Below are 12266 nucleotides of genomic sequence, written 5' to 3'. Positions count from 1 at the left end.
ACTCACGAACCAGCAAGTGGCGTCCCCTAGGGGATTCGAACCCCTGTTACCGCCGTGAAAGGGCGGTGTCCTGGGCCTCTAGACGAAGGGGACACTGAAGTCTCAATCGCAAGACGCCTTGCTTCTTTACGTTCATCAGACAATCTGTGTGAGCACTACAAAGGCAGGTTCTTTAAGGTAAGGAGGTGATCCAACCGCAGGTTCCCCTACGGTTACCTTGTTACGACTTCACCCCAGTCATGAATCACAAAGTGGTAAGCGCCCTCCCGAAGGTTAAGCTACCTACTTCTTTTGCAACCCACTCCCATGGTGTGACGGGCGGTGTGTACAAGGCCCGGGAACGTATTCACCGTAGCATTCTGATCTACGATTACTAGCGATTCCGACTTCATGGAGTCGAGTTGCAGACTCCAATCCGGACTACGACATACTTTATGAGGTCCGCTTGCTCTCGCGAGGTCGCTTCTCTTTGTATATGCCATTGTAGCACGTGTGTAGCCCTGGTCGTAAGGGCCATGATGACTTGACGTCATCCCCACCTTCCTCCAGTTTATCACTGGCAGTCTCCTTTGAGTTCCCGGCCTAACCGCTGGCAACAAAGGATAAGGGTTGCGCTCGTTGCGGGACTTAACCCAACATTTCACAACACGAGCTGACGACAGCCATGCAGCACCTGTCTCACAGTTCCCGAAGGCACCAATCCATCTCTGGAAAGTTCTGTGGATGTCAAGACCAGGTAAGGTTCTTCGCGTTGCATCGAATTAAACCACATGCTCCACCGCTTGTGCGGGCCCCCGTCAATTCATTTGAGTTTTAACCTTGCGGCCGTACTCCCCAGGCGGTCGATTTAACGCGTTAGCTCCGGAAGCCACGCCTCAAGGGCACAACCTCCAAATCGACATCGTTTACGGCGTGGACTACCAGGGTATCTAATCCTGTTTGCTCCCCACGCTTTCGCACCTGAGCGTCAGTCTTTGTCCAGGGGGCCGCCTTCGCCACCGGTATTCCTCCAGATCTCTACGCATTTCACCGCTACACCTGGAATTCTACCCCCCTCTACAAGACTCTAGCCTGCCAGTTTCGAATGCAGTTCCCAGGTTGAGCCCGGGGATTTCACATCCGACTTGACAGACCGCCTGCGTGCGCTTTACGCCCAGTAATTCCGATTAACGCTTGCACCCTCCGTATTACCGCGGCTGCTGGCACGGAGTTAGCCGGTGCTTCTTCTGCGGGTAACGTCAATCGATGAGGTTATTAACCTTACCGCCTTCCTCCCCGCTGAAAGTGCTTTACAACCCGAAGGCCTTCTTCACACACGCGGCATGGCTGCATCAGGCTTGCGCCCATTGTGCAATATTCCCCACTGCTGCCTCCCGTAGGAGTCTGGACCGTGTCTCAGTTCCAGTGTGGCTGGTCATCCTCTCAGACCAGCTAGGGATCGTCGCCTAGGTGAGCCGTTACCCCACCTACTAGCTAATCCCATCTGGGCACATCTGATGGCATGAGGCCCGAAGGTCCCCCACTTTGGTCTTGCGACGTTATGCGGTATTAGCTACCGTTTCCAGTAGTTATCCCCCTCCATCAGGCAGTTTCCCAGACATTACTCACCCGTCCGCCGCTCGTCACCCGAGAGCAAGCTCTCTGTGCTACCGCTCGACTTGCATGTGTTAGGCCTGCCGCCAGCGTTCAATCTGAGCCATGATCAAACTCTTCAATTTAAGTTTGATGCTCAAAGAATTAAACTTCGTAATGAATTACGTGTTCACTCTTGAGACTTGGTATTCATTTTTCGTCCGAGGACGTTAAGAATCCATGTCACTTTGAGTGCCCACACAGATTGTCTGATAAATTGTTAAAGAGCAGTGCCGCTTCGTTTTCGCTGCGGCGCGGGGTGTGCATATTACGCTTTCCCGCTGCAGAGTCAAGCATTTATTTTTGCTTTTCTCTGCGAGGTTCTCACCGGAACCCCGCTGACCCGGCGGCTTGTTTGCCGTTGTTCCGTGTCAGTGGAGGCGCATTATAGGGAGTAATTCTGAGGTGACAAGGGGAAATGCAAAAAAAGTTTTCAACCGTCTCTTTTTTCAACAATGCGGCGAGGAATGTCGCAAAAAACCGCCGTTTTGCCGTTTTAACCGACGAAACGGGGCGCCTGGTGGCATACTGTTAGAGTAGAGGAAAGAAAGGAACGGCATTTATGTCTTTAAGCGCACAGCAACTGGCGGCACAAAAGAACATCTCCTGGGTACTGGCCGAAAAGCTCGCCCAAAAAATACTGACTGGCGAATATCAGCCGGAAAGCATTCTTCCCGGCGAAATGGAGTTGGGGGAGCAGTTCGGCGTAAGCCGTACCGCCGTCCGCGAAGCGGTGAAGACGCTTACTGCAAAAGGCATGCTGCTGCCCCGCCCTCGCATTGGCACCCGGGTGATGCCGCGCAGCAGCTGGAATTTCCTTGATAAGGAACTGCTCTCCTGGTGGCTAACAGAAGATAACTTCGAAGAGGTGGTAAGCCACTTTCTCGTCATGCGCAGCAGCCTGGAGCCACAGGCCTGCTTTCTCGCCGCCGCCAACGGCACCGCCGGGCAAAAAGCGCAGCTCAATACATTAATGGAAGAGATGATTGCTCTGAAACGCCATTTTCAGCGCGAACGCTGGATAGAAGTCGATATGGCCTGGCATGAACATATCTATGAAATGAGCGGTAATCCTTTCCTCAGCTCTTTCGCCTCGCTGTTTCATTCGGTCTACCACACCTACTTCACGTCGATTACGCAAAATGAAGTGGTGAAGCTCGATCTCCACCAGGCGATTGTCGATGCCATTCTTAACAGTGATGCGCCGGGGGCATTGCTCGCCTGCCAGGCATTGTTGAACGCCCCACACCACGTAAATCAATAACAAGGATTTGGCATGAGCGGAAAAAAAGGGCGCAGCATGGCTGGCCTGCCGTGGATCGCGGCGATGGCCTTCTTTATGCAGGCGCTGGATGCCACCATTCTTAACACCGCCCTCCCGGCTATCGCCCACAGTCTTAATCGTTCTCCCTTAGCGATGCAGTCGGCCATTATCAGCTATACGCTGACGGTGGCGATGCTGATCCCGGTCAGCGGCTGGCTGGCAGATCGCTTCGGCACGCGCCGGGTCTTTATCATCGCCGTTAGCCTGTTCACCCTCGGTTCCCTCGCCTGCGCCCTCTCCAGTTCCTTAACGGAACTGGTTATTTTTCGCGTAATTCAGGGGATCGGTGGGGCGATGATGATGCCGGTAGCGAGGCTGGCCCTGCTGCGTGCCTACCCCCGCAGCGAACTGTTGCCGGTCCTGAACTTTGTCACCATGCCGGGATTGGTGGGGCCGATTCTGGGCCCGGTACTCGGCGGGGTATTTGTGACCTGGGCCAGCTGGCATTGGATTTTCCTGATAAACATTCCGATCGGCGTAATTGGCATTCTGTACGCCCGTAAATACATGCCAAATTTCACAACGCCGCGCCGACGCTTCGATATAGGCGGTTTTCTGTTATTTGGCTTAAGTCTGGTGTTATTTTCCAGCGGTATTGAACTGTTTGGGGAAAAAATCGTGGCGACATGGCAGGCGCTGGCCGTGATTGCCGTCAGTCTGTTACTGCTCGTGGCCTATGTGCGTCACGCGCGTCGCCATCCGACGCCGCTTATCTCGCTCTCTTTATTTAAGACCCATACGTTCTCGGTCGGCATTGCCGGCAACCTCGCCACGCGGTTGGGTACCGGCTGCGTACCGTTTCTGATGCCGCTGATGCTGCAGGTTGGTTTCGGCTATCCGGCCATTATCGCCGGCTGTATGATCGCCCCCACCGCTATCGGCTCGATTATTGCGAAATCCACCGTTACCCAGGTGCTGCGCTGGTTTGGCTATCGTAAGACCCTGGTGGGGATCACCGTGTTTATTGGCCTTATGATCGCCCAGTTCTCGCTGCAGTCGCCAGAGATGCCGCTGTGGATGCTTCTTCTGCCGCTGTTCGTGCTGGGGATGGCGATGTCCACGCAGTTTACCGCCATGAATACCATTACCCTGGCCGATCTGACCGATGATAATGCCAGCAGCGGCAACAGCCTGCTGGCCGTCACCCAGCAGCTTTCAATTAGTCTCGGGGTGGCCATCAGCGCTGCGGTGCTACGCTTCTATGAAGGTTTTGATAATGCAAGCACGGTACAGCAGTTTCACTACACCTTTATAACCATGGGCGTGATAACCATTATATCGGCGCTGATGTTTATGCTGTTAAGAGCGAAGGATGGCCGCAACCTGATTAGCGAGCGGCATAAACGCTAAGCGGAACCGCGCACCACCAGCTCCGGCGTTAACTGAACGCGCTGCTGTTTTTGCTGCGGATCGGCCATGCGATGGATCAGTACGTCGATGGCCAGTTCCCCCAGCTCATCCTTTGGCTGGTGAATGGTGGTCAATGGCGGCGTCATATAACGTGCCAGCTCAATATCATCGTAGCCCACCAGCGCCATATCCTGCGGAATCTGCAGCCCGGCCTGGTATAACGCCTGATAAGCGCCAACCGCCATCGCATCGTTACCGACAAACACCGCCTGCGGACGCTGCGGCAACGCCAGCAGCTGCTGCATCGCGCTAAACCCGCCGCCAAACTCAAAATCACTGGTCACCACATATCCTTCGGCAACCGGCAGGCCGCAGCGCGCCATCGCGGCATGATAGCCTTCAAGACGCAGGCGCGCCGGGGTTTTATCCAGCGGGCCGGCAATACAGGCAATGCGTAAATGCCCCTGGTCAATCAGATACTGGGTCGCCATATCGCCGCCGAGCAGCGAGTTATCCTGAATCAGATCGCTATCGCCATCAAAGGGGGCCCAGTCCATCATAACCGTCGGTACCGACGGATAGCGCTGCATGATTTCCGGGGAGGGCTGATGGGTCTCCGTGCACAGCAGGAGTAATCCATCGACGCGTTTTTGCATTAGCGTCTCCAGATTACGATTCATTCGCTGCTCATCACCTTCGGTATTGCAGAGCACGAGGCTATAACCCCGCTCAAAGCAGCTACGCTCCACGCCCCGCACCAGCTCCGAATAAAACGGATTGGTACTGGCGGTGATCAGCATGCCGATGGTACGGGTTTGATTGAGCTTGAGGCTACGCGCCAGCGCAGAGGGGGCGTAGTTGAGGCTTTTGATCGCAGCGTCAACTTTGGCGGTAATCGCCTCGCTGACAAAGCGGTCCTTATTGATGACGTGTGACACCGTCGATGTGGAAACGCCCGCGATGCGGGCCACATCTTTCATCGTAGCCAAGCATTACCCCTGTTGCGCTAAAAATTCATCGATCTCTGTGCGCCACGGCACGGACGGCTGAGCGCCTTTGCGGGTTACGGCGATCGCCGCTGCGGCATGCGCAAAGCGAATCGCCTCCGGCAGGGCGGTCCCTTCCAGCAGCGCGGTCACCAGCGCGCCGTTAAAGGTATCACCGGCCGCGATAGTATCAATGGCCTGTACGCGAAACCCTGGGATCCGGCGGCTTTCGCCTTCGGCACTGAGCCAGACGCCGCGGCTGCCGAGGGTGATCATCACCGTACCAATGCCTTTGGCATGCAGCACGTTGGCGGCTTTTGCCGCATCTTCGTCACTCTCAACGCGAATACCGGTCAGCTTTTCCGCTTCGGTTTCGTTAGGGGTAATAATATCCACCAGCGCCAGCAGTTCATCCGGTAGCTCACGCGCTGGCGCGGGGTTCAGCACCACGGTGGTGTGATGGTGATGGGCGATTTTCGCCGCCGCTATGACGCTCTCCAGCGGCGACTCCAGCTGCATCAACAACGCCTGTGCGCTGGCGATACGCTCTTTTTCCGCCTCAACCTGGGAGACGGAAAGCGCCGCATTGGCGCCGGCATGAATACCGATGACATTCTCACCTTCGGCGTTAACGAAAATTAATGCCACCCCGGTCGCTTCCCCGGCAACCGCGCGCACGGGCGCCACGTCGATTTTATCGCTCGCCAGCTGACGACGGATGCGTTCACCGATATCGTCATCGCCGGTGCAGGCGATAAACGCGATATCCGCTCCGCTGCGCCCGGCGGCCACCGCCTGGTTGGCCCCTTTTCCACCGAACGCCACCTGATAATGGTGGCCGGTGACGGTTTCGCCCGGCGTCGGGAAAGCGTCAAGGTTAAGAATGTGATCGGCATTGATACTGCCAAGGACGACAAGTTTGCCTGCAGTTTTCATCATTTCTGTTCCCGGGAAAGCGCGCCACCGGGATCCGGTGGCGCATGCCCTGCTTTTCTTTTTTTATATTGTCCCTCGGACCGTTGCCAGTCCGAATCGCATATTACTGCTTAACGACCAGCTTCAGCTCAACCGGGTAGTTAGCTTCCACTTTTTCGCCCTTCAGTACCTTATCAGCAGTCTCAACGCCTTTCGCGCCGATCTGCTCCGGCAACTGTGCGACGGTCGCCGCCAGTTTGCCACTGTTTACTGCTTTTTCGCCATCCGGAGTGCCGTCAAATCCAACCACCATCACATCGGACTTGCCTGCAGTCTGCAGCGCGCGCAGGGCGCCCAGCGCCATTTCATCATTTTGCGCGAACACTGCCTGGACGTCAGGATGTGCGGTCAGCAGGTTCTGCATCACGTTCAGGCCTTTGGTGCGGTCGAAATCGGCCGGCTGGCTGGCCAGGACGTTGAATTTGTGCGCCGCCACGGCCTGTTTAAAGCCTTCGCCACGCTCGCGCGCCGCAGAAGTTCCGGCAATGCCCTGCAGCTCAATGACTTTTGCACTTTCACCCACTTTTTTCGCGATGTAATCGCCAGCCATTTTCCCACCCTGCACGTTGTCAGAGGCGATATGGCTCACAACATCGCCTTTTGTCGCCTGACGGTCGAGAGTGATGACCGGGATTTTCGCCTGGTTCGCCATCTTCACGGCGTTGCCAACGGCATCAGAGTCGGTGGGGTTGATCAGCAGCAGCTTGGTGCCGCGCACCGTTAAATCCTGGACGTTCGCCAGCTCTTTCGCCGGGTTGTTCTGGGAATCCAGCACCACCAGGTTGTAGCCCAGCTTGTCAGCTTCTTTTTGCGCGCCGTCTTTCAGCGACACGAAGAACGGGTTGTTGAGGGTAGAGATAACCAGAGCGATGGTGTCTTTGGCCATCGCGTTCGCGCTAACGGTCGCACTTAGCGCAACAGCAGAGACCAGGGTCGCCAGTTTTTTCATATTCATAGTTAAGATGTCCTGTAGAGTTCTCAGTTACTGCTTTTTGTTATCTACCAGTACCGCCAGCAAAATCACCACCGCTTTAACGATCATCTGGTAATAGGAAGAAACGCCTAAAAGATTAAGACCATTATTCAGGAAGCCAAGGATCAGCGCACCAATCAGCGTGCCGACAATGCGTCCTTTGCCACCAGCGAGGCTGGTGCCGCCGAGCACCACCGCCGCAATGGCGTCCAGCTCATAGCCCGTCCCCGCCGTCGGCTGCGCGGAGGAGAGACGCGCCACTTCGATGATCCCGGCCAGCGAAGCCAGCATTCCGCACAAGGCGTAAACGATAATTTTAACTTTATTGACGCTAATCCCGGACAGACGCGTCGCCGCTTCATTACCGCCCAGGGCATAAATATAACGGCCCAGGCGAGTATGGTGCAGCATGTACCAGGCCGCCAGGAAGACAATCGCCATGATCCATACCGGCGTCGGGATCCCCAGCGGACGCCCGATGCCAAACCAGCCAAACAGATCGGCATTATCGCTAAAGCCGGTATTGATCGGGCTGCCGTTGGTGTACACCATGGTTACGCCGCGCAGCAGCAGCATCATCACCAGGGTGGCGATGAAGGCCTGCACGCGGCCTCTCGCTACAATCACCCCGGTGACTGCGCCGATCGCCGCACCTAATGCGAGGGCAGCCGCGACCGCCACCAGCGCATTAACCTCAATGCCAACGATCGACGCTGCCACCGCACCGGTGAGCGCCAGCAGGGAGCCGACGGACAGATCGATCCCCGAGGTCAGTATGACCAGCGTCATCCCTACCGCCATAATGGCGTTAACGGAGGTTTGCTGCAGAATATTGAACAGGTTATTGACGGTAAAAAAGTTGGGGCTCATGGTCGATACCACCGCGATCAGCACCAGCAGGGCAATCAGCGATTTTTGCTCCATCAGCCACGCTTTTGTGAAATAGCGGCGACCAGAAACAGCCTGGGTTGTCATCTTTCTTACTCCTGATTCACACGGTTAAGCTTGCCCACAGCGGCAGCCATCAATACTTCCTGGGTGGCCTGCTCGCGTGTGAATTCACCGCCGAGATGCCCTTCATGCATCACTATGATGCGATCGCTCATGCCCAACACTTCCGGCATCTCGGAGGAGACCAGAATGATGCTCAGGCCGTCGGCTTTGAACTGGTTGATGAGCTGGTAGATCTCTTTCTTCGCCCCGACGTCGACGCCGCGGGTCGGTTCATCGAGGATCAGCACCTTCGGCCGGGTCATCAGCCCGCGGGCGATGGCGACCTTTTGCTGGTTGCCGCCGGAGAGCAGGCCGATCGCCTGCTCCATGGACGGCGTTTTCACGTTAAACAGGCGGATGAAATCACTCACCGCCTGCTGTTCATCTTTATGCTTAAGACTACCGCCCGCCCGGCTGAAATAGCGCAGCGCCGTCAGGGACATGTTTTCTTTTACCGACATCCCGAGAACCAGACCATCGCGCTTACGGTCTTCGGAGATATAGACAATGCCGTTCGCCAGACCATCCTGCGGCGAACGGGTCACCACTTCGCGGCCATCGAGCGTCACGGAACCGCTGCTGCGCGGCAACGCGCCGTACAGCACTTTCATCAGTTCGGTCCGCCCGGCGCCCATCAGCCCGGCAACGCCGAGGATCTCCCCCTGGCGCAGGGTAAAGGTCACGTTATCCACCCCCGGGCCGCAGAGGTTGTCGACCTTCAGGCGCACCGCGCCGGGCGCCTTATCGAGGTGTGGATATTGGTCTTCCAGCTTACGGCCGACCATCATCTCGATAAGTCGGTCCTCATCCAGCGACGAGACCTCGCGCTCGGCGATAAACTGCCCGTCACGAAAGACCGTCACGTCGTCGCAAATCTCGAAGATCTCTTTCATACGGTGGGAGATATAGACGATACCGCGCCCCTGCGACTTCAGTTCGCGGATGACGCGGAACAGCGATTCGGTTTCGGTATCGGTCAGCGCATCGGTCGGTTCATCCATAATGATGACTTTCGATTCGAAGCTCAGCACTTTGGCGATCTCCACCATTTGCTGATCGCCAATCGATAGATCGCCCACCAGTTTCTGGCTGGTAAAGCGGAGATTCAGCTTTGCCAACAGCTTGTCGGCTTCGGCATACATCTGCTTCCAGTCGATTTTGCCAAAACGGTTAACGAACTCGCGGCCAAGGAAGATGTTCTCGGCGATCGTCAACTGAGGGATCAGGTTCAGTTCCTGATGGATAATGCCGATCCCGGCTTCCTGGGAGGATTTTGGGCCGTTAAAGGTCGTCTCTTTGCCTAACCACAGCAAAGAGCCGGCATCACGGGTGTAGATCCCGGTCAACACCTTCATCATAGTGGACTTGCCGGCGCCATTTTCCCCTACCAGCGCCATCACCCGGCCGGCATAGACATTCAGCGCCGCGCCGGAGAGCGCCTTGACGCCAGGGAACGCTTTGTCGATCCCTTTCAGTTGCAATAAGGCTTCCATGACGGCGACCTCAGAACGTGACGCCGGCACAGAGAATGATATTCGCAAACGGGGAACACTCCCCGCTGCGAATTACCGCCTGACTGTCTGCGGTTTGTTTTTTGAACTGCTCATGGCTGGTGTAACGAATTTCAATGGTATTTCCCTGGTGCTGCTGCAGCTGCTCGAGGTGAGTGAGCAACGTCGCGTGGAGCTGCGGATTATGGGTTTTAATCTCTTCCGCGATGACAGCCGCTTCAACCTGCATTTCCGTCGTCACCACTTCCAGCACCTGCATAAATGAAGGTACGCCCTGAGTCAGCGCCATATCAATGCGCGTGCTGCTGCGGGGAACCGGTAATCCGGCATCGCAGACCACCAGCGTATCGGTGTGGCCCAGGCGGGAAATGACCGCGGAAATATCAGCGTTAAGTACGGTGCCTTTTTTCATTTTTTCTCTTTTGCTCCACTAGCGAAACGTTTCGCTAAAATAATTATTATCAATGTGTGAGCAGAAAACCANCACCAGAAGAGAGAAATGTGATCGCCATCGAAACGTTTCGCGAGGCAGCGACAGGACATAACAACCGGAGTGAGAAACAAAAAGCCCTTCGCAATGGAAGGGCTTTTTTGACATCAGATTTCGACCTGGGTACCGAGCTCGATAACCCGGTTTGGCGGGATCTCAAACTGATCCGGCGCCCGCAGGGCGTTACGCTGCAGCAGCAGATAAAGCTTGCCGCGCAGGCGAAGATACCATGGCCGTTTGCCGATAATCAGCGACTCATGCGACATAAAGAACGAGGTCTCCATCATCCGGCAGCTGAGTCCTTCCAGGCCACAGCGGTGGAACACCTCTTCAACGTTAGGCGTTTCCCGCCAGCCGTAGCTGGCCACCACCCGCCAGAAGGACGGTGACAGCTGCTCAATCTGCACCCGGCGAACGTTATGCACGTAAGGCGCATCTTCGGTACGCAGGGTCAGGAGGATCACTCGCTCATGCAGCACCTTGTTGTGCTTCAGGTTATGCAGCAGGGCAAACGGGATCACGTTCAGGGCGCGGGACATATACACCGCAGTACCCGGCACACGCACTGGCGGTGACTTCTCCAGCGAAGAGATCATCGCTTCCAGCGAGTTGCCATGCTCGTGCATCCGGCGCAGCAGGCGGAAACGCTCGCTCTTCCAGGTCGTCATCACCGTAAACATCACCATCCCCAGGGACAACGGTAGCCAGCCGCCGGAGACAATCTTATCGAGGTTCGCCGAGAACAGCGGAATATCAATGCACAGGAAGGCCACCAGCATCAGACCGACAAACAGCTTGTTCCAGTGCCAGTTTTTGCGCGCCACGGTCGCCGACAGAATGGAGGTCAGCACCATGGTGCCCGTTACGGCGATACCATACGCCGCCGCCAGGTTAGACGAATGCTCAAAGCTGACGATAACGATGACCACAGAAACGTACAGCAGCCAGTTAATGAACGGAATGTAAATCTGCCCGGACTCCATTTCCGAGGTATGGATAATGCGCATCGGCGACAGATAGCCCAGACGCACTGCCTGACGGGTCAGGGAGAAGACCCCGGAAATCACTGCCTGGGAGGCGATAACCGTCGCCAGCGTGGCGATAATCAGCATCGGGATCAGCGCCCACTCAGGCGCCAGCAGGAAGAACGGGTTTTTAATCGCTTCCGGGTGCTTCAGCAGCAGCGCGCCCTGGCCAAAATAGTTCAGCACCAACGAGGGCAGCACGACGGAGAACCAGGCGACGCGGATCGGCAGTTTGCCGAAGTGGCCCATATCGGCGTACAGCGCTTCCACCCCGGTAATCGACAGCACCACCGCGCCAAGCGCAATAAAGGAAACGGTCTTGTATTGCAGGAAGAAGTGCACAGCCCAGTAGGGGTTCAGCGCCTGCAGAACTTCCGGATTAGCGTAAATGCTTCGCGCGCCCAGCACCGCCAGCAACAGGAACCAGATCAGCATAATCGGCGCAAACAGCTTGCCGACCATGCCAGTCCCGTGCTTCTGGATCACAAACAGCAGGGTGAGCACGATAATGGAGATAGGGACAATCCAGGTATCCAGCTGCGGGGCGATAATTTCTAACCCCTCTATCGCCGACATTACCGAAATCGCCGGGGTAATCACCACTTCGCCATAGAAGAAACTGCCGCCGATAAGGCCGAGGATCACCAGCACGGAGGTCATTCTGGCCGAAGTATTACGTCCGGCCAGCGACATCAGCGTTAAGATCCCGCCTTCCCCGGCGTTATCCGCCCGCATCACGAAGGTGATGTATTTAATCGATACGGTAAAGATTAACAGCCAGAAAATCAGCGACAAAAAGCCAAAAACGGCATCGCGCTCTACGCCAAAGCCAAACTGACCTGACAGGCATTCGCGCAGGGTATACAGTGGACTGGTACCGATATCGCCGTACACCACGCCGATGGCCGCCAGCGTTAACGCCGGCAACGATTGTTTATTATCAGTGCTCATAGACTAGTCTTTTCGTTTATAAAACAAATGTGTGCCTAGTCCCTTGGCCCACAAAA

Annotated in this window: 9 protein-coding genes, 1 tRNA gene and 1 rRNA gene; 2 read left to right on the top strand and 9 right to left on the bottom strand. The window is 56.0% G+C overall.

Annotated features, from left to right (window positions below):
* Positions 1-17: 17 nt before the first annotated feature.
* A tRNA-Glu gene (locus tag VZP09_RS20880) sits at positions 18-93 on the bottom strand.
* Positions 94-178: 85 nt separating this feature from the next.
* A 16S ribosomal RNA gene (locus VZP09_RS20875) occupies positions 179-1718 on the bottom strand.
* A 476-nt stretch (positions 1719-2194) separates the two neighbouring features.
* On the opposite strand from VZP09_RS20875, the gene VZP09_RS20870 reads away from it, so the two are divergent.
* Positions 2195-2896 carry a FadR/GntR family transcriptional regulator gene (locus tag VZP09_RS20870; RefSeq protein ID WP_002882540.1) on the top strand — a complete coding sequence of 234 codons (702 nt, stop codon included), beginning with the start codon at positions 2195-2197 and terminating at the stop codon, positions 2894-2896.
* Positions 2897-2908: 12 nt separating this feature from the next.
* Positions 2909-4306 (top strand): multidrug transporter subunit MdtD, encoded by a 1398-nt coding sequence (gene mdtD, locus VZP09_RS20865; protein ID WP_002882539.1) that lies wholly within the window; start codon positions 2909-2911, stop codon positions 4304-4306.
* Here the strand turns inward: mdtD and rbsR are convergent.
* From rbsR to kup, 7 genes are all read right to left on the bottom strand, one after another.
* Positions 4303-5295, bottom strand: a complete 993-nt coding sequence (rbsR, locus tag VZP09_RS20860) for a ribose operon transcriptional repressor RbsR (RefSeq protein WP_016831327.1) — start codon at positions 5293-5295, stop codon at positions 4303-4305. The genes mdtD and rbsR overlap by 4 nt on opposite strands.
* A gap of 3 nt (positions 5296-5298) precedes the next feature.
* Entirely contained in the window at positions 5299-6231 is a 933-nt protein-coding gene (gene rbsK, locus VZP09_RS20855) for a ribokinase (protein WP_004173836.1), read from the bottom strand.
* 100 nt (positions 6232-6331) lie between these two features.
* Positions 6332-7222: a ribose ABC transporter substrate-binding protein RbsB gene (gene rbsB, locus VZP09_RS20850; protein WP_002882536.1), complete on the bottom strand. Its 891-nt coding sequence runs from the start codon at positions 7220-7222 to the stop codon at positions 6332-6334.
* 27 nt (positions 7223-7249) lie between these two features.
* Positions 7250-8215 (bottom strand): ribose ABC transporter permease, encoded by a 966-nt coding sequence (gene rbsC / locus VZP09_RS20845; RefSeq protein ID WP_002882531.1) that lies wholly within the window; start codon positions 8213-8215, stop codon positions 7250-7252.
* Positions 8216-8220: 5 nt separating this feature from the next.
* On the bottom strand, positions 8221-9726 hold the full coding sequence (rbsA, locus tag VZP09_RS20840; RefSeq protein ID WP_002882529.1) for a ribose ABC transporter ATP-binding protein RbsA: 1506 nt from the start codon (positions 9724-9726) through the stop codon (positions 8221-8223).
* A gap of 10 nt (positions 9727-9736) precedes the next feature.
* The gene (gene rbsD, locus VZP09_RS20835; protein WP_002882527.1) at positions 9737-10156 is read right to left on the bottom strand and encodes a D-ribose pyranase; all 420 of its coding nucleotides are present in this window, start codon (positions 10154-10156) and stop codon (positions 9737-9739) included.
* A 185-nt stretch (positions 10157-10341) separates the two neighbouring features.
* Positions 10342-12210, bottom strand: coding sequence for a low affinity potassium transporter Kup (gene kup, locus VZP09_RS20830; RefSeq protein ID WP_002882520.1), 1869 nt, complete (start codon positions 12208-12210; stop codon positions 10342-10344).
* Positions 12211-12266 lie beyond the last annotated feature (56 nt).

The sequence above is a fragment of the Klebsiella sp. EMBS2024 genome (genome assembly GCF_036233805.1).
Lineage (GTDB): Bacteria > Pseudomonadota > Gammaproteobacteria > Enterobacterales > Enterobacteriaceae > Klebsiella > Klebsiella pneumoniae.
This window is presented reverse-complemented; position numbering and strand designations above follow the sequence as displayed.

Bases quoted from the DNA above. Each gene is read 5' to 3' on its own strand.
- kup (WP_002882520.1), bottom strand. From the start codon at position 12,210: ATGAGCACTGATAATAAACAATCGTTGCCGGCGTTAACGCTGGCGGCC.
- mdtD (WP_002882539.1), top strand. From the start codon at position 2,909: ATGAGCGGAAAAAAAGGGCGCAGCATGGCTGGCCTGCCGTGGATCGCG.
- rbsC (WP_002882531.1), bottom strand. From the start codon at position 8,215: ATGACAACCCAGGCTGTTTCTGGTCGCCGCTATTTCACAAAAGCGTGG.
- rbsK (WP_004173836.1), bottom strand. From the start codon at position 6,231: ATGATGAAAACTGCAGGCAAACTTGTCGTCCTTGGCAGTATCAATGCC.
- rbsD (WP_002882527.1), bottom strand. From the start codon at position 10,156: ATGAAAAAAGGCACCGTACTTAACGCTGATATTTCCGCGGTCATTTCC.
- VZP09_RS20870 (WP_002882540.1), top strand. From the start codon at position 2,195: ATGTCTTTAAGCGCACAGCAACTGGCGGCACAAAAGAACATCTCCTGG.
- rbsB (WP_002882536.1), bottom strand. From the start codon at position 7,222: ATGAATATGAAAAAACTGGCGACCCTGGTCTCTGCTGTTGCGCTAAGT.
- rbsA (WP_002882529.1), bottom strand. From the start codon at position 9,726: ATGGAAGCCTTATTGCAACTGAAAGGGATCGACAAAGCGTTCCCTGGC.